At 39.1% G+C, this 17,505-nt stretch carries 22 protein-coding genes; 11 read left to right on the top strand and 11 right to left on the bottom strand.

Annotated elements, in window-relative coordinates; genetic code table 11:
* The first annotated feature begins 337 nt into the window (after nucleotides 1–337).
* The 11 genes from DXN33_RS03520 to DXN33_RS03470 all read left to right on the top strand — a co-directional run bounded on the left by DXN33_RS03520 (nucleotide 338) and on the right by DXN33_RS03470 (nucleotide 11,436).
* A complete protein-coding gene (locus DXN33_RS03520) occupies nucleotides 338–556 on the top strand; it encodes a hypothetical protein (RefSeq protein WP_045612552.1) in 219 nt (72 codons plus the stop codon).
* 125 nt (nucleotides 557–681) lie between these two features.
* Nucleotides 682–1,374 carry a YjjG family noncanonical pyrimidine nucleotidase gene (locus DXN33_RS03515; RefSeq protein ID WP_115904354.1) on the top strand — a complete coding sequence of 231 codons (693 nt, stop codon included), beginning with the start codon at nucleotides 682–684 and terminating at the stop codon, nucleotides 1,372–1,374.
* A gap of 61 nt (nucleotides 1,375–1,435) precedes the next feature.
* A complete protein-coding gene (locus tag DXN33_RS03510) occupies nucleotides 1,436–2,089 on the top strand; it encodes a uracil-DNA glycosylase (protein ID WP_115904353.1) in 654 nt (217 codons plus the stop codon).
* Nucleotides 2,090–2,098: 9 nt separating this feature from the next.
* Nucleotides 2,099–2,563, top strand: a complete 465-nt coding sequence (locus DXN33_RS03505; protein ID WP_001135783.1) for an 8-oxo-dGTP diphosphatase — start codon at nucleotides 2,099–2,101, stop codon at nucleotides 2,561–2,563.
* A gap of 12 nt (nucleotides 2,564–2,575) precedes the next feature.
* Nucleotides 2,576–3,844, top strand: coding sequence for a dihydroorotase (locus DXN33_RS03500; RefSeq protein WP_049510716.1), 1,269 nt, complete (start codon nucleotides 2,576–2,578; stop codon nucleotides 3,842–3,844).
* 41 nt (nucleotides 3,845–3,885) lie between these two features.
* Nucleotides 3,886–5,247 (top strand): sodium-coupled multidrug efflux MATE transporter PdrM, encoded by a 1,362-nt coding sequence (gene pdrM, locus DXN33_RS03495; RefSeq protein ID WP_094753306.1) that lies wholly within the window; start codon nucleotides 3,886–3,888, stop codon nucleotides 5,245–5,247.
* A 153-nt stretch (nucleotides 5,248–5,400) separates the two neighbouring features.
* The gene (locus DXN33_RS03490) at nucleotides 5,401–6,369 is read left to right on the top strand and encodes a thiamine pyrophosphate-dependent dehydrogenase E1 component subunit alpha (protein ID WP_094753307.1); all 969 of its coding nucleotides are present in this window, start codon (nucleotides 5,401–5,403) and stop codon (nucleotides 6,367–6,369) included.
* Between the two features lie 15 nt (nucleotides 6,370–6,384).
* Nucleotides 6,385–7,377 (top strand): alpha-ketoacid dehydrogenase subunit beta, encoded by a 993-nt coding sequence (locus DXN33_RS03485; protein WP_000448715.1) that lies wholly within the window; start codon nucleotides 6,385–6,387, stop codon nucleotides 7,375–7,377.
* Nucleotides 7,378–7,594: 217 nt separating this feature from the next.
* On the top strand, nucleotides 7,595–8,638 hold the full coding sequence (locus DXN33_RS03480; RefSeq protein ID WP_000752716.1) for a dihydrolipoamide acetyltransferase: 1,044 nt from the start codon (nucleotides 7,595–7,597) through the stop codon (nucleotides 8,636–8,638).
* Nucleotides 8,639–8,683: 45 nt separating this feature from the next.
* Complete coding sequence (gene lpdA / locus DXN33_RS03475) at nucleotides 8,684–10,387, top strand: dihydrolipoyl dehydrogenase (protein ID WP_115904352.1); 1,704 nt, start codon at nucleotides 8,684–8,686, stop codon at nucleotides 10,385–10,387.
* Between the two features lie 59 nt (nucleotides 10,388–10,446).
* Nucleotides 10,447–11,436 carry a lipoate--protein ligase gene (locus DXN33_RS03470; RefSeq protein WP_115904351.1) on the top strand — a complete coding sequence of 330 codons (990 nt, stop codon included), beginning with the start codon at nucleotides 10,447–10,449 and terminating at the stop codon, nucleotides 11,434–11,436.
* Nucleotides 11,437–11,509: 73 nt separating this feature from the next.
* Here the strand turns inward: DXN33_RS03470 and xerS are convergent, their stop codons facing one another.
* The 11 genes from xerS to DXN33_RS03415 all read right to left on the bottom strand — a co-directional run bounded on the left by xerS (nucleotide 11,510) and on the right by DXN33_RS03415 (nucleotide 17,435).
* On the bottom strand, nucleotides 11,510–12,580 hold the full coding sequence (xerS, locus tag DXN33_RS03465; RefSeq protein WP_115904350.1) for a tyrosine recombinase XerS: 1,071 nt from the start codon (nucleotides 12,578–12,580) through the stop codon (nucleotides 11,510–11,512).
* Nucleotides 12,581–12,718: 138 nt separating this feature from the next.
* Nucleotides 12,719–13,009 carry a hypothetical protein gene (locus DXN33_RS03460; RefSeq protein ID WP_181897277.1) on the bottom strand — a complete coding sequence of 97 codons (291 nt, stop codon included), beginning with the start codon at nucleotides 13,007–13,009 and terminating at the stop codon, nucleotides 12,719–12,721.
* On the bottom strand, nucleotides 12,990–13,382 hold the full coding sequence (locus DXN33_RS03455) for a hypothetical protein (protein WP_115904349.1): 393 nt from the start codon (nucleotides 13,380–13,382) through the stop codon (nucleotides 12,990–12,992). Before DXN33_RS03455 ends, DXN33_RS03460 begins: the two co-directional genes overlap by 20 nt.
* The gene (locus DXN33_RS03450; protein ID WP_115904348.1) at nucleotides 13,364–14,605 is read right to left on the bottom strand and encodes a hypothetical protein; all 1,242 of its coding nucleotides are present in this window, start codon (nucleotides 14,603–14,605) and stop codon (nucleotides 13,364–13,366) included. The genes DXN33_RS03455 and DXN33_RS03450 overlap by 19 nt, the downstream gene beginning before the upstream one ends.
* Entirely contained in the window at nucleotides 14,605–15,030 is a 426-nt protein-coding gene (locus tag DXN33_RS03445) for a hypothetical protein (RefSeq protein WP_115904347.1), read from the bottom strand. Before DXN33_RS03445 ends, DXN33_RS03450 begins: the two co-directional genes overlap by 1 nt.
* Nucleotides 15,031–15,058: 28 nt before the next feature.
* On the bottom strand, nucleotides 15,059–15,346 hold the full coding sequence (locus DXN33_RS03440; protein ID WP_258864225.1) for a hypothetical protein: 288 nt from the start codon (nucleotides 15,344–15,346) through the stop codon (nucleotides 15,059–15,061).
* Nucleotides 15,343–15,777: a hypothetical protein gene (locus DXN33_RS03435; protein ID WP_115904346.1), complete on the bottom strand. Its 435-nt coding sequence runs from the start codon at nucleotides 15,775–15,777 to the stop codon at nucleotides 15,343–15,345. Before DXN33_RS03435 ends, DXN33_RS03440 begins: the two co-directional genes overlap by 4 nt.
* A 41-nt stretch (nucleotides 15,778–15,818) precedes the next feature.
* Entirely contained in the window at nucleotides 15,819–16,166 is a 348-nt protein-coding gene (locus DXN33_RS03430; protein ID WP_115904345.1) for a hypothetical protein, read from the bottom strand.
* Nucleotides 16,166–16,609 (bottom strand): hypothetical protein, encoded by a 444-nt coding sequence (locus DXN33_RS03425; RefSeq protein WP_070843071.1) that lies wholly within the window; start codon nucleotides 16,607–16,609, stop codon nucleotides 16,166–16,168. The genes DXN33_RS03430 and DXN33_RS03425 overlap by 1 nt, the downstream gene beginning before the upstream one ends.
* A gap of 41 nt (nucleotides 16,610–16,650) precedes the next feature.
* A complete protein-coding gene (locus tag DXN33_RS03420; protein ID WP_115904344.1) occupies nucleotides 16,651–17,013 on the bottom strand; it encodes a hypothetical protein in 363 nt (120 codons plus the stop codon).
* The gene (locus DXN33_RS03415) at nucleotides 17,013–17,435 is read right to left on the bottom strand and encodes a hypothetical protein (RefSeq protein ID WP_115904343.1); all 423 of its coding nucleotides are present in this window, start codon (nucleotides 17,433–17,435) and stop codon (nucleotides 17,013–17,015) included. Before DXN33_RS03415 ends, DXN33_RS03420 begins: the two co-directional genes overlap by 1 nt.
* Between the last annotated feature and the right edge of the window lie 70 nt (nucleotides 17,436–17,505).

Here is a 17,505-nt window from a genome sequence, read left to right as displayed (position 1 = left end):
AAAAAGAGGATGAAAATCTTTAATCTTAAGTTGTTTTTCAATAATATTATGGTTGTATAAACAAAGGGAATTTGAGAATTAAAAAGTGACTAAAAAGAATGCTAAATAATATTAATCTGTAAAATACAACTCATCGAATATGATTAAATGGTAAATATCAATTAAATTGAAAATTTTATAGTGTTATAATATAATTAAACCATAAGAGCAAGAAGGTTGTGCTTAAAAAATAATCTTAGTATAGCTTATCTCTGACAAATATTTAGATTTTAGAGCTGTTTAATTTTAAGCAGTCATTATTTTTAATCATTAGGGGCTTCAAAGGAGAATATTTAAAATGAAACATTTTTTTGCAGGAATTGGTGAGATAAGATTTAGTAATTATCTATTGTCTCTATGTGTAGGACTAGCTCCTCTTTTTCATATCTATGTAATAGGCTCTGAAATGAATTTTGTGAAAATAGTGTTATCTATTTTGGGAATTATATTTGTTTGTATTTTAACTATTGCTCGAATTTATAGAAGATTTTTCTATAATAAAAATAAACTTGACTAGAATAGTATGGATTAGTTAATCAATTGGCTCGATTATTCTTTGTGATACTATACCACTTTTAAGTTTTTACATTAAACAGCTGGCTGAAGTGAAAGTTGTTTATCTTAGAAAGGAAAACTCTCAAATTGTCCTACAAATTTCTACTTTTCGACCTCGACCACACTCTTCTTGATTTTGATGCTGCTGAGGATGTGGCTTTGACGCAACTCCTAAAAGAAGAAGGGGTTACAGATATTCAGGCTTATAAAGACTATTATGTTCCTATGAACAAGGCTCTATGGAAGGACTTAGAGCAAAAGAAAATCAGTAAACAAGAGTTGGTTAACACGCGCTTTTCTCGTCTATTTGCTCACTTTGGACAGGAAAAAGACGGTAGTTTTCTAGCCCATCGTTACCAATTTTACCTCGCTCAACAGGGACAAACTTTTTCAGGCGCTCATGAACTCTTGGATATCCTCATCGAGCGAGATTATGACTTGTATGCTGCGACAAATGGCATTACTGCCATTCAGACAGGGCGTTTGACTCAATCTGGTCTAGCACCTTATTTCAATCAAGTTTTTATCTCAGAACAGTTGCAAACACAAAAGCCTGATGCTCTCTTTTATGAAAAAATTGGTCAACAGATTGTAGGTTTTAGCAAAGAAAAGACGCTGATGATTGGAGATTCCCTAACCTCCGACGTTCAAGGTGGTAATAATGCTGGGATTGACACTATCTGGTACAATCCTCATCACCTCGAAAATCACACACAAGCTCAGCCGACTTACGAAGTACATTCTTACCAAGACTTGCTGGATTATTTAGATAAACTGTAAAAAGTGGTTTAGAAAGCCACTTTTTGCTATAATAGAGGCAGTAAAAACGAAGGAGTTGGCTATGCAACACTCATCTTGGCATGCTTTGATTAAGGAGCAATTACCTGAGGGTTATTTCGGGAAAATCAATCAGTTTATGGATCAGGTCTATTATCAAGGGACTATTTATCCGCCCAAAGAAAAGGTTTTTCAGGCTCTCTTGACAACACCGCTTGAAGAAGTTAAGGTGGTGATTCTAGGGCAAGATCCCTATCACGGGCCAGGTCAAGCGCAGGGCTTGAGTTTTTCTGTACCCGACTCTATCCCAGCTCCGCCATCCTTGCAAAATATCTTGAAAGAATTGTCAGATGATCTTGGCGTTAAGAAATCCCATGATTTGACAGCTTGGGCTGAGCAAGGAGTCTTACTTCTTAATGCTTGTTTGACGGTTCCTGCTGGACAGGCCAATGGTCATGCCGGTCAGATATGGGAGCCTTTTACTGATGCTGTGATTCAGGTGGTCAATCATCTAGATAGACCAGTTGTTTTTGTACTCTGGGGAGCTTATGCACGTAAGAAGAAGGCCTTGGTTACCAATCCTCATCACATGATTATCGAATCAGCCCACCCCAGTCCTTTATCAGTTTATAGAGGATTTTGGGGTTCCAAGCCTTTTTCCAAGGCCAATGCATTCTTAACAGAGACAGGACAAGAGCCAATTGATTGGCTTAGATAAGGAGAAAATATGCCTCAGTTAGCGACGATTTGCTACATTGATAATGGGAAAGAACTGCTCATGCTCCACCGTAATAAGAAGCCAAATGATGTTCATGAAGGGAAATGGATTGGTGTGGGTGGTAAGCTGGAGCGTGGTGAGACTCCACAGGAATGTGCAGTGCGTGAAATCCTTGAAGAAACAGGGCTCAAAGCAAAGCCAGTTCTAAAAGGTGTTATCACTTTTCCTGAATTCACGCCAGATCTAGACTGGTACACCTATGTTTTTAAGGTAACAGAGTTTGAAGGGGACTTGATTGATTGCAACGAGGGAACGCTAGAATGGGTTCCCTATGACGAGGTTTTGAGCAAGCCAACTTGGGAAGGGGATCACACCTTTGTTGAGTGGCTTTTAGAGGATAAACCCTTCTTTTCAGCCAAGTTTGTTTATGATGGGGATAAATTGTTGGATACCCAAGTTGATTTCTATGAATAAAGGAGAAAGTAGATGCTACTAATCAAAAATGGTCGTGTAATGGATCCCAAGTCTGGTTTGGATCAAGTGTGTGATGTTTTAGTCCACGATGGGAAAATTGTTAAAATTGCTGCCGAAATCAAGGAAGAAGGAGCAGAAATCTTAGATGCTACAGGTCTTGTAGTTGCTCCTGGCTTGGTCGATATTCATGTTCATTTCCGTGAACCTGGTCAGACCCACAAGGAGGATATCCATACTGGTGCCTTAGCAGCCGCTACAGGTGGTTTTACAACTGTTGTCATGATGGCTAATACTAGTCCAACCATTTCAGACGTGGAGACTTTGCAAGAAGTTCTCCAGTCAGCTGCCAAAGAGAAGATTAATATCAAAACAGTTGCGACCATTACCAAAAATTTTAATGGGCAAGATTTAACTGACTTTAAGGCACTTTTAGAAGCTGGAGCTGTTGGTTTTTCTGATGACGGTATTCCGCTTGAAAGCAGTAAAGTGGTAAAGGAAGCCATGGAGGAAGCCAAAAAGCTTAATACCTTTATTAGTCTTCATGAGGAAGATCCAGGTTTGAATGGGATTCTTGGGTTTAACGAAAATATTGCTAAAGAACATTTCCATATCTGTGGTGCGACTGGGGTAGCTGAGTATGCTATGATGGCGCGTGATGTCATGATTGCCTATGCAACCAAGTCCCATGTTCATATTCAACATTTGTCTAAGGAAGAAAGTGTTAAAGTAGTTGAGTTTGCTCAAGGATTGGGTGCGCAAGTAACAGCAGAAGTAGCGCCACAGCATTTTTCTAAGACCGAAGCACTTCTTTTGACACAAGGTAGCAATGCTAAGATGAATCCGCCGCTTCGTTTGGAATCAGACCGTCGTGCCGTGATTAAAGGTCTCAAGTCAGGTGTCATCACAGTTATCGCGACTGACCATGCGCCTCACCATGCAGATGAGAAAAACGTCGATGATATTACCAAAGCGCCATCTGGTATGACTGGTTTAGAAACATCACTGTCCCTTGGCTTGACCTTTTTGGTAGAAGCTGGTGAGTTAAGTTTGATGGAATTGCTCGAAAAGATGACATACAACCCAGCTAAACTTTATAACTTTGAAGCAGGTTACTTGGCTGAGAATGGTCCAGCGGACATCACTATTTTTGATGCTAAGGCTGACCGCCTTGTGGACTCCCATTTTGCTTCAAAAGCAGCTAATTCACCATTCATCGGTGAAACCTTAAAAGGGCAGGTTAAATATACCATATGTAAGGGACAAATCGTCTATCAAAACTAGGTGGGAGTCTGCTCTGTAAACAAAAAGAATAGAGAGCCTATATGTACCAAACCCATCATTTTAAAGACAAGTTTATCTTATTTTTAAAGATATTTTTCCCTATCCTGATTTATCAATTTGCCAATTATTCTGCATCCTTTGTTGATACGACTATGACTGGTCAATACAATACCATGGACTTGGCTGGTGTGTCTATGGCAACCAGTATCTGGAATCCTTTCTTTACCTTTCTAACAGGGATTGTATCGGCCTTGGTGCCCATCATTGGTCACCATCTTGGTCGAGGCAAAAAGGAAGAAGTTGCGTCTGATTTTTACCAGTTCATCTATCTGGCCTTGGGTCTATCTGTGCTCTTACTGGGACTGGTACTTTTCCTGGCACCACCAATCTTGAATCATATTGGACTAGAAGCGCCGGTGGCGGCAGTAGCAGTTCGCTATCTTTGGTTTTTATCTATCGGAATTATCCCCCTGTTGCTTTTTAGTGTCATTCGTTCCTTGCTGGATTCGCTAGGGTTGACCAAACTGTCTATGTATCTCATGCTTTTGTTACTTCCTCTCAATAGCGGATTTAACTATCTCTTGATTTACGGAGCCTTTGGAGTTCCAGAGCTGGGAGGAGCTGGTGCAGGTTTAGGAACATCCTTGGCTTACTGGGTCTTGCTGGGGATTTCTGTTCTGGTTTTATTTAAACAGGAGAAGCTCAAAGCCTTACACCTTGAGAAACGAATTCCACTTAATATGGATAAAATTAAGGAAGGAGTTCGCTTAGGTCTTCCTATTGGGGGAACTGTCTTTGCGGAAGTGGCTATCTTTTCCGTGGTTGGCTTGATTATGGCTAAGTTTTCGTCCTTGATTATCGCTAGTCACCAGTCAGCTATGAACTTTTCAAGTCTTATGTACGCCTTTCCTATGAGTATCTCATCGGCTATGGCTATTGTCGTTTCCTATGAAGTGGGAGCCAAGCGATTTGATGATGCTAAAACCTATATTGGTCTAGGAAGATGGACTGCCCTCATTTTTGCGGGCTTCACCTTATCCTTCCTTTACATTTTTCGAGGAAATGTGGCCAGTCTTTATGGTAACGACCTAGAATTTATCGATTTGACAGCGCGCTTTTTGACTTATAGTCTTTTCTTCCAGTTAGCAGATACCTTTGCGGCACCGCTTCAGGGAATTTTACGGGGCTATAAGGATACCGTTATTCCTTTTTACCTTGGTTTGGTTGGTTACTGGGGCGTAGCAATACCAGTGGCTATGGTATTTGATTTCCTAACAGACTTTGGAGCTTATTCTTATTGGATTGGCTTGATTGTTAGTCTAATTGTAAGTGGGGCCCTCTACCGTTGGCGTCTAACTGTGATTATGAAGAGATTTGAATCTGTAGTAAAATCCAAACGATAAAAAGTTTGTGAAAAAATATTCTTGACAAGAAAATCCCTTGTTTTCATGGGGTTTTCTTTTTTATTTTGTGAAATTTCTTTTTAAAAAACTTTGACAGTATTTGTCAAAAACGGTAAAATAGTAAGGTAAGAAGAAAGTTAGAAAGGCAAGAAGATGTCAACTTTAGATAAAAATCTTTTGCTAGAGATGTTCCGTAAGATGGAAGAAATCCGTCGTATGGACTTAAAAATTGCGCAATTAGTTAAGAAAGGGAAAGTGCCAGGAATGACGCACTTTTCTGTTGGAGAAGAGGCAGCTAACGTGGGAGCTATGTTAGCTCTCAACCCAGACGATTTGATCACATCAAACCACCGTGGTCACGGGCAAGCTATTGCCAAAGGAATTGACCTCAACGGAATGATGGCTGAAATCCTTGGCAAATACACTGGAACCTGTAAAGGTAAAGGTGGTTCTATGCATATTGCTGACCTTGATGCTGGTAACCTTGGTGCCAATGGTATCGTAGGTGGTGGTATGGGAATCGCTGTTGGTGCAGCCCTCAGTCAGCAAATGCAACATACTGGTAAAATCGTTGTCTGCTTCTTTGGAGATGGTGCGACCAACGAAGGTGTTTTCCACGAAGCAGTAAATATGGCCTCTATCTGGAAACTCCCAGTCATTTTCTACTGCATTAACAACGGTTATGGAATCTCAGCGGATATCAAGAAAATGACCAATGTAGAGCATATCCATCAACGTAGCGCTGCATATGGAATTCCTGGAATGTTCATCGAAGACGGTAACAATGTCATCGACGTCTATGAAGGATTTAAGAAAGCTGTAGACCATGTTCGTGGTGGCAATGGACCAGTCTTGATTGAAAGTGTCACTTATCGTTGGCTTGGTCACTCATCATCTGACCCTGGTAAATATCGTACGCGTGAAGAAGTGGAATTGTGGAAACAAAAAGACCCAATAGAAAACCTTCGTAACTACCTCGTTGAGAACAACATTGCAAGTGCCGAAGAATTGGAAGAAATCCAAGCGCAAGTTAAGGAAGCAGTAGAAGCTTCTGTTAAATTTGCTGAAGAAAGTCCATTCCCACCGCTTGAATCAGCATTTGAAGATATTTACGCAGACTAAGGAGAAAGAGATAAAATGGAAACAAAAACAATGTCCTTCCGTGACACCATTATCCTTGCTATGTCTGAGGAAATGCGTCGCGATGAAAATGTATTCTTGATGGGAGAAGATGTCGGTGTCTTTGGAGGAGACTTCGGCACTTCTGTTGGAATGCTTGAAGAATTTGGTCCAGAACGTGTCCGTGACTGTCCGATTTCTGAGGCTGCCATTTCAGGAGCAGCAGCAGGAGCAGCCATGACAGGACTTCGTCCAATCGTTGATATGACCTTCATGGACTTCTCGGTCATTGCCATGGACAATATCGTAAACCAAGCAGCTAAAACACGCTATATGTTTGGTGGGAAAGGTCAGGTTCCAATGACTGTTCGTTGTGCAGCTGGTAACGGAGTTGGTTCTGCAGCCCAGCATTCACAATCTCTAGAGTCTTGGTTCACTCATATCCCAGGACTTAAGGTTGTAGCACCAGGTACGCCTGCGGACATGAAAGGACTGCTTAAGTCTTCTATCCGTGATAACAACCCTGTTATTATCCTTGAGTACAAGTCAGAATTTAACCAAAAGGGGGAAGTACCAGTTGATCCAGACTATACGATTCCACTTGGAGTTGGGGAAATCAAACGTGAAGGTACGGATGTAACAGTTGTTACTTATGGAAAAATGCTTCGCCGTGTGGTTCAAGCAGCTGAAGAATTAGCAGAAGAAGGAATTTCTGTTGAGATTGTTGACCCACGCACCCTTGTTCCGCTTGATAAGGAGATCATCATTAACTCAGTTAAGAAGACTGGTAAAGTTGTTCTGGTTAACGATGCCCATAAAACAAGCGGCTATATCGGAGAGATTTCAGCTATTATTTCAGAATCTGAAGCATTTGACTATCTAGATGCACCAATTCGTCGTTGTGCAGGAGAAGATGTGCCGATGCCTTACGCGCAAAACCTAGAAAATGCAATGATTCCAACCGTTGAAAGCATCAAAGATGCCATCCGTAAAACATATAACAAAGAATAGAATTACATAAGATAAATTATGTAAACAAAATAAAGCTGACGAGAAACTTTGTATCTTTTAGGTGCAGAGCTCTTCGTCCTTAATATCTTATATTCGAACACGGGCTAAAAGCTCGGAAAAAAGATAAATCTCCTTGGCTTCATTGAAGCCATCGTCGATTTCCTATTTTTCAGTCGCTTTTAACGCCCTTTGTATCATAAATAGAATTGGAGAGGTCATGGCTGATGACAAGCTAAGAGCGACTCCTGCGGCTAGAAAGTTAGCGGATGATTTAGGGATCAACCTCTACGACGTTTCTGGCTCAGGTGCAAACGGTCGTGTCCACAAAGAAGACGTGGAAACTTATAAAGACACAAACGTGGTTCGCATTTCGCCACTTGCAAAACGAATTGCCCTCGAACATAACATTGCTTGGCAGGAGATTCAAGGAACCGGTCATCGTGGTAAGATCATGAAGAAGGACGTTTTAGCCTTGCTTCCTGAAAATATCGAAAACGACACCATTAAGTCTCCTGCTCAGATTGAAAAAGTGGAAGAAGTCCCTGATAACGTAACACCATACGGTGAAATTGAACGTATTCCAATGACACCAATGCGTAAGGTTATTGCCCAACGCATGGTTGAATCTTACCTAACTGCGCCAACCTTCACCCTCAACTATGAAGTTGATATGACTGAAATGTTGGCTCTTCGTAAGAAGGTTCTTGAGCCAATCATGGAAGCAACTGGGAAGAAGACTACTGTAACAGACCTTCTTTCACTTGCTGTTGTTAAGACTCTTATGAAACACCCTTATATCAACGCTTCATTGACAGAAGATGGCAAGACCATTATCACTCACAACTATGTCAATCTTGCCATGGCAGTTGGGATGGATAATGGATTGATGACACCTGTTGTTTACAATGCTGAGAAGATGAGTCTTTCAGAACTGGTTGTAGCCTTCAAAGATGTTATTGGTCGTACCTTGGATGGTAAATTGGCTCCAAGTGAACTGCAAAATTCAACATTTACTATCAGTAACTTGGGAATGTTTGGCGTTCAGTCCTTTGGTCCAATCATCAACCAACCCAACTCAGCTATCCTTGGTGTGAGCTCGACAATTGAGAAGCCAGTTGTTGTCAATGGTGAAATTGTGATTCGCCCTATCATGAGCCTAGGATTGACCATTGATCACCGTGTCGTAGATGGTATGGCTGGTGCTAAGTTTATGAAGGACTTGAAAGAATTGATTGAAAATCCAATATCAATGTTGATTTAAGAACAAGAGTATTCATTTTTAAGATATAGATAAAGGAAGGAAGACATGGCCTTAGAAGTAATTATGCCAAAAGCCGGCGTGGATATGACAGAAGGACAAATCGTCCAATGGAATAAAAAAGTCGGAGAATTTGTAAAAGAAGGAGAAATCCTTTTGGAAATCATGACTGATAAAGTCAGCATGGAATTGGAAGCTGAAGAAGATGGGTACTTGATTGCCATTCTCAAAGGAGATGGCGAAACTGTCCCTGTAACGGAAGTTATCGGTTACCTTGGCGAAGAGGGGGAAAACATCCCAACAGCTGGAGCCGCATCGCCAGAAGCTAGCCCTGCACCTGCAGCTAGTGTCTCAAACGACGATGGTAAGAGCGATGATGCCTTTGATATCGTTGTGATTGGTGGAGGTCCTGCTGGTTATGTTGCGGCCATTAAAGCTGCCCAACTCGGTGGTAAGGTTGCCCTTGTTGAGAAATCTGAACTCGGTGGAACCTGCTTGAACCGTGGATGTATCCCAACCAAGACCTATCTTCACAACGCTGAAATTATCGAAAATATCGGTCATGCCGCAAACCGTGGTATCGTAATCGAAAATCCAAATTTCACTGTAGATATGGACAAACTCCTTGAAACCAAGTCTAAGGTTGTCAATACCTTGGTTGGCGGAGTTGCAGGTCTTCTTCGTAGCTACGGAGTTACTGTTCATAAGGGTGTTGGTACTATTACTAAAGATAAGAATGTCTTGGTAAATGGTTCAGAATTGCTTGAAACCAAGAAAATCATCCTTGCCGGTGGTTCAAAAGTCAGCAAGATCAACGTCCCTGGTATGGAATCATCGCTTGTCATGACTAGTGATGATATTCTTGAAATGAACGAAGTGCCAGAAAGCCTTGTAATCATTGGTGGTGGTGTTGTCGGTATCGAACTCGGTCAGGCCTTCATGACATTTGGGTCAAAAGTGACTGTTATCGAAATGATGGACCGTATCGTGCCAGCTATGGATGCGGAAGTGTCTAAGAATCTTCGCTTGATCCTTGAACGTAAAGGTATGACCATCTTAACTGACACTAAACTCCAAGAAATCGTCGAAGAAAATGGTCAACTTCGTATCAAGGTTGAAGGAAAAGACGATATCATCGCAAGCAAAGCCCTTCTTTCAATCGGTCGTGTGCCAGACCTTGAAGGTATTGGAGATGTTGAGTTTGAATTGGATCGTGGACGTATCAAGGTCAACGAATACATGGAAACTTCTGTTCCAGGTATCTACGCACCAGGTGACATCAACGGTACGAAGATGTTGGCGCACGCAGCTTTCCGCATGGGTGAAGTTGCCGCTGAAAATGCCCTCAAAGGAAATCATGCTGTTGCGAAATTGAACTTGACTCCAGCAGCTATCTACACTCTTCCTGAAGTAGCAGCAGTAGGTCTTACTGAAGAACAAGCTCGTGAGAAATACGATGTTGCCATCGGTAAATTCAACTTTGCTGCCAACGGTCGTGCCATTGCATCTGATGCTGCTCAAGGTTTCGTTAAAGTTATTGCAGATAAGAAATACGGAGAAATTCTTGGTGTTCATATCATTGGACCTGCAGCCGCAGAATTAATCAATGAGGCGTCAAGCATTATCGAAATGGAAATTACTGTTGAAGAAATGCTGAAGACTATCCACGGACATCCAACTTACTCTGAAGTGATGTACGAAGCATTTGCGGATGTTCTAGGAATGGCTATCCATTCACCTAAGAAAAAATAAAAGAAAGATAGATTAGACTGGAAAATAACTTTCCAGTCTCTATCGTATAAAGGGATATCATGAAATATATTATCAATCATTCAAACGACACTGCCTTTAATATTGCCTTGGAAGAATACGCCTTTAAACATCTTTTGGATGAGGATCAAATCTTCCTACTTTGGATTAACAAGCCATCTATCATTGTTGGTCGTCACCAGAACACTATCGAAGAAATCAACCGTGATTATGTTCGAGAAAATGGTATTGAGGTGGTCCGCCGTATCAGCGGTGGTGGAGCTGTTTACCACGATTTAAATAACCTCAACTACACGATCATTTCAAAAGAAGATGAAAACAAGGCTTTTGACTTTAAGAGCTTCTCAACTCCAGTTATCAATACACTAGCTCAACTTGGGGTTAAAGCTGAGTTCACAGGCCGTAATGACTTAGAAATTGACGGTAAGAAATTCTGTGGCAATGCCCAAGCTTATATTAATGGTCGTATCATGCACCACGGTTGCTTGCTCTTTGACGTTGATTTGTCAGTCCTCGCAAATGCCCTTAAGGTTTCAAAGGATAAATTTGAATCAAAAGGTGTGAAATCGGTTCGTGCTCGTGTAACCAATATTATCAATGAATTACCAGAAAAAATCACGGTCGAAGAATTCCGTGACTTACTCTTGGAATACATGAAAAAAGAGTATCCAGAGATGACAGAATACGTTTTTTCTGAGGAAGAAGTAGCTGAAATCAATCGCATCAAGGACACTAAGTTTGGTACTTGGGACTGGAACTACGGTAAATCACCTGAATTTAACGTCCGTCGTGGAACAAAATTCACTAGTGGTAAGGTGGAAGTCTTTGCTAATGTTCTCGAATCAAAAATCCAAGACATCAAGATTTATGGTGACTTCTTTGGTATTGAAGACGTTGCAGCTGTAGAAGATGTCCTTCGTGGCGTCAAATACGAACGCGAAGATGTCCTTAAGGCGCTAGAAACCATTGATATCACACGCTACTTCGCTGGTATTAGCCGTGAAGAAATCGCTGAAGCGGTAGTTGGATAAATCAAAAAGAAGTTGGTCGTAGGATCAGCTTCTTTTTTAAAAATCATATATTACATAATTTATTTTATGTATTTCATAAACTATCTAGAGCATTCTTTTGTTCATCATTAACGATATGGGTATAGAGGTCAGTTACTTGTGTGCTTGCATGTCCTAGCTGGTGACTGACCAAAACTTGCGATTTAGTCGCATCATAAAGCCTAGTTGCTAGAGTATGTCGTAGTTTATGGGGAGTTACACGGACTTTGAAGTCCTCAGAGTACTTAGCAACCATCTTTTCCACACTGGAAGCATCGATACGATTCGGTACACCTCGATATAAGGTCAGAAAGAGCGCTGTGTCTGTTTTTTCCGTCTTATAGCGTTGATTTCGAATGGCCAGATAATTCTCTAAATAAGGCCTAGCAAAAGCAGCGACATTGACAGAGTCACGTTTGCCCCCTTTACGAGTAACATCAATAACCATCATTTTTAGATTGAGATCTCTTAGATCCAGATTAACAGCTTCAGATAAGCGAACACCAGATGCCAAGAGAAGGGCAATGATGGCCAAATCACGTTCTTTATTTTTGTTAAATGATGAAAGAGCTCGATTAGAAAGTTGTTGTGGGTACTCTTGGTCGATATAAGTTAAAAAACCTTCTGTTTCATCACCAAGAAAGAGTTTTTGCTTGATGTTTTCAGCTCTGGCAGCAAGCGTTTCTTTCTTTTTCTTGGTTGAAACTTTTTTCATTACATTACGATAGAAATAAGGTTCCCCCTGGTCGTTTTCAACCTCCTCGGTCAGATACTTGTAAAGACTAGAAAGTGCTGACAAAGTCCGATTGATGGTTGTCTGAGAAACTCCTTGCTTGGTTGTATTAGCATTCAGCAAAGGACGTTCACGTAGGTAAAGGATAAAGGATTCCATGTCTTTCTTAGACATATTTTCCAAGACAGATAAAGAAATATCAGATATTTTATCGGCATTTGAGATACCAGACTCTAAAACCCAGCTGAAAAATCGTTCGTATTCCTTGAGATATTCGTACAAGGTTGTAAAACTGTAAGGTACAGCTAGCTTAGATTGATAGTATTCCAGAACATACCAGGGCATGATTTGTTTTAGTTTGTCTATTCGTTCCAGTAAAATCTCACGTTTCATGTGTTTTCTCCATAAATAAGTCTACTAGTAGTATAGCATAGACTTATTTATTTTTCAAGAAAATTATAGTTTTCCGGAAAGATATTATAGAGGACATAGATGCAAAGAAAACTATATAACCATACGAAAAATTCTTCTTTATATATCATCATACTTGACTAACATATTAGGTATTTTTGTTTCAAGACTTTTGCGGACTTTTCCTTGTATTGCAGTGTCCATTTGGCTGTTAATACTTGTTATTGTTGCTTTAGTATCTTTTGCAATTGTTTTCGATTTTTGGTCAAAACTTTCTTTTATTTGATTTTTAGCGGTCTTTGCCAATTGGCATTGAGCCAGAATACGATTTCTTTCCATCATTCGATACATTTGTTTTAGAGCGTATTGGTATTCTTCATCAGTATAGTACTCATTCATTAGTGCTTGCATAATTTCTCCTTAGTTTTTGATATTCTTCATCTAAGATATTTTTTCTTTGTCGAAATTCTTTATCTATTTTTTCTTTTTCTTCTTCCAGTTTTATTTCATTAGTTCTATAGACTTGGTTAGAATGATATCTCAAATTTTCTATGTCTGTAAAGTACTCTCTAACACAATCAGCTGGTGATGAAAACTTTCTTAATACTAGGTACATTTTATCAGCTTCTTCGTTCATGATCTTTTCTAATCTTGCAGAACGTTCCTCTAATTCTAGTGTCTTTTTCTCTAACTTGTTCTTTTCCAGATAGTATTGTTCTTCGAGGTTAAGAATTTCCCTCTCTTTTTGTCTAACGGCATCCCATTTTACATCTCTGCTTTCCATTGTCTGAACTCCTTAGCAAATTGTGTGTCTGTTGCTACTGTTTTTTCGATGACTTCCTGTAATTGTTTATTCAAATTTTCGAATTCTTGGGCGGAAGCATTCATCTTAGCGACTATTTGATCCGTTTCTGCCTGAAAAGTATCGATAAACTGTGCTTGAGTGATACTTTGGCTAGCAAAAAGGCTTTCAACTTCATAGGGAGCCAAGGCTGTGTAGCTTGTAAAATCGATTTTTGACCAAATTTCTTGTAATTCTTGATTGGCGTTTTTGGCTAAGGCGCTCACTTCATCAGCTCCAGTTCTTGCTGCCGTAGCCATTGATGATGATAGGATAGAACCTTGAGCTGCATCTAAGTATATTTCCTCAGAACTACTAATGCCACCTGATGACCATTTTGACTTCAAGTCCTTGTAATGAGCCATTCCTCGGAGACTGTTGGCATAAGCTCGATAAACACCACTAATTAAGGGTTTTCCACCTTTACCATCAACAACTTGACCTGTTACAGGATCAAACTCCCAATCATCGATATTGTGGCTAGTTCCGTCCAGCCAGTATATTGTATCAGGCATTTTTAAGAAAGATTTATTAAACCATTCGGGGTGATTGAAATCATTGATAACGACAACATTATCAGACTTTCTACGATAATCAATAAACATAGCTGGATTTTTGTCTATGAATGCTTTTTCGTCATTAGAAAGTGAAAGATAATAAAACCAAGCATTGAAGGTTGTCGTAGGGATGTGGTATTTAGCTCCTACCTTTAGCATATAAGAGCCTTGTGAATAACCTGATAGATGACTAACTTCATATCTGGGATCGTCCATGATTTCTTTTACGAAACGGTCCGCTACAAAATATTGGGGTGACAAAGATGTATCTCTTTCTACCAGAGCTGTAGAAATGTCAATCTTAGTAGGACTCCCTGGATCCGTCCCTGCAGCAATCACAGCTATACTTTTATAATCCGGTTTGCCGTTGACCATAGGAGCTACCGCCAAACCATCAAAACCTGTTCCTGGGTCAGACTTAGTCGCAACGACACGGAATTCTTGACCATCGGAGGTAGTTATAGTGTTGGTTTCGTTTTTAGGATCAATTTTAGACTTTTCTACAACCTGTTTTGTCTTTTTTCTACTTGAAAACTCTTCGTTCACACTATAAACAGCAAAATCTTGGTTTAAATTATTCAATTGATTATCAGTATATTGGAATTTCATCATAGTTCTCCTTGCTTACTATCAGAATAAGTAATTCTCACTGACTTTAAAGTTTTCCCTTTATGAGTTTCTAAATACTGCCAATCTTCGTTTGTTTCTTGACGTCCACCATAATTCGTTTTATAGTTTAAATGATGATTAATTCCATATGAAAGAGTTCTTTCATCATTAAATTTGATTTCTACATCACAAGACCATGAACCTGGAGGGCTTGTGTATGCTGGATTGGAAATTTTAATCTCCTCAATCCCTTCATAGGAATTCTTTAAAGCATTCACCAAACTAACTTCATACTCTCTATTCCGACGTTCTTCTTTGGATTTCCCTAACATGCTAAACATAAAAACACCTCCTGCTGTGATGATTGCGAGTGATACAACGATTAATAGCCATTTATGACTTTTTTTATTGCTGGAATTATTCATTTAAGCTTTTCTCCTTTTCTTCATTCTACTATAATTTAAAGATAAATAACACTAGAATAGAAAAAATGTAGCTAAAACAAGTCCCATCAAAACCTGTCCCTGGGTCAGACTTAGTCGCAACGACACGGAATTCTTGACCATCTGAGGTGGTTATGGTGTTGGTTTCTCCCTTTTTTAACTCGTTATCTGATTTAGCAGTAACAATGTTTGTTCGGTTTTCTTTACGCTGTGCGAACTCAGTATTAACACTGTAAACATTCGGACCTTGATTCAATTCATTAAGTTGTTTGTCTGTATACACGTATTTATTCATCATAGCTCCCCTTCTGAACCATTAGAATATTTAACTTTAACTTTTGACTTAGTAGAACCTCGCTTAGAATTTAAAAAATGTTGAAATTCTTCATCATCCTTATTATATACTCCAATCCTAATTTTATTCGAGTTTATATCAAAAGCTAAAACATGTTCTTTAGATGTTCCATCAAAAAATTTTAGTTTCACATCCGCCCCCCAAGCGTCTGAAGGAATTGAGCTGTACGATGGATTTGTAATCGTTACCTCCTCAATACCTTCATAGGAATTCTTTAAGGCGTTTACCAGACTAACTTCATGTTCTCTATTTCGACGCTCCTCTTGAGACTTCCCTAACATGTTAAACATAAAAACACCTCCTACTGTGATGATTGCGAGTAACAAAACGATTAGCAGCCTTTTATGACTTTTTTTATTGCTGGAATTATTCATTCAAGCTTTTCTCCTTTTTCTTATTATACTATAAGATTAGCCTATATTACACTATAATAAGAAAAAGTTATTTTACATCTGTCAGTCTTAGTAGGACTCTCTGGATCCGTCCCTGCAGTAATCACGGCTACATTTTTATAATCTGGTTCGCCATTGACAATTGGTGCAACTGCCAGCCCATCAAAACCTGTTTCAGTGTCAGACTTAGTGGCAACAACACGGAATTCTTGACCATCGGAGGTGGTTATAGTGTTGGTTTCGTTTTTATTATTTGGATTATCTGTCACAAACTTCTTTTTATTGCGTTCTGAAAATTCTTTATTAATACTATAGACCGCAAAATCTTGGTTTAAATTATTCAATTGATTATCAGTATAATTAAATACCATTATTGCTCTCCTGTTTCACCATTTGAATATCGTACTAATATTGTAGATTCTGTTTTACCAATGTGTTTTTGAAGTATAGACCATTGTTGATCAATTTCTTCATTAGTATTTCCTTTCATAAGACCATCATGGTTTTCTTTATAGGTTAATCTGTGATTAATTCCATAAGTAATAGTTTGACTATCATTGAACTGTACTGAAATATCACAAGACCACGAACCCGGTTTGTCATTATAGTAAGGATCCATAATCTTAATCTCCTTAATCCCTTGGTAGGAATTCTTTAACGCATTAACCAGACTTACTTCATATTCTCTATTTCGACGCTCTTCTTGAGACTTCCCTAACATACTAAACACAAAAACACCTCCTGTTGTGATGGCTACGAGTAACAAAACGATTAGTAGTCTTATATATCTTTTTTTATTGCTGGAATTATTCATTTAAGCTGTTCTCCTTTTTCTTATTATACTATACGATTAGCCTATATTACACTATAATAAGAAAAAGTTATTTTACATCTTTCAATCATAGTAGGACTCCCAGGATCCGTTTCTGTAGCAATCACAGCTACATTTTTATAATCTGGTTCGCCGTTGACAATAGGTGCGACTGCCAGTCCATCAAAACCTGTTTCAATGTCAGACTTAGTGGCAACAACACGGAATTCTTGACCATCGGAGGTGGTAATCATATTTTTTTCATTTTCCAATAGATTATCGTCTTCTTTGTTGACAACAGTATATGTTTGGTTTTCATCACGATTAGCATATTCATCATTGACGCTATATACATTCTTCCCATGGTTTAATTCATTAAGTTGTTTATCAGTATAATTGAATACCATTACTGCTTCCCTCTTTCTTTGTTAGAGTATGTAACCGTAACTGTATTAGTTGTTATTCCTTTTCTTAGGTTAAGAAAATCTCGTTGTCCATAAGTCATACGACCGTTATAATTTTGTTTCTCATCTAAGTTATGTGGAATTCCATAAAAGATTTTTTCCCCATCTTTGAACAAGATATCAATCTTACAAGACCAGTCGCCTGGAGGATTCATGTATTCTGGATTGGAAATCTTAATCTCCTCAATCCCTTGGTAAGAATTTTTTAAAGCATTCACCAAACTAACTTCATACTCTCTATTTCGACGTTCTTCTTGAGACTTCCCTAACATACTAAACATAAAAACACCTCCTGCTGTGATGGCTACGAGTAACAAAACGATTAGTAACCTTTTATGACTCTTTCTGATGCTGGAATTATTCATTTAAGCTGTTCTCCTTTTTCTTATTATACTATAACCTAGAATAATTTAATCATTTTTTATAATATATTAT

Source organism: Streptococcus sp. NM (genome assembly GCF_003390135.1).
Classification (GTDB): domain Bacteria; phylum Bacillota; class Bacilli; order Lactobacillales; family Streptococcaceae; genus Streptococcus.
The sequence above is the reverse complement of the archived record's forward strand: the minus strand, read 5'-3'. Positions and strand labels throughout refer to the sequence as shown.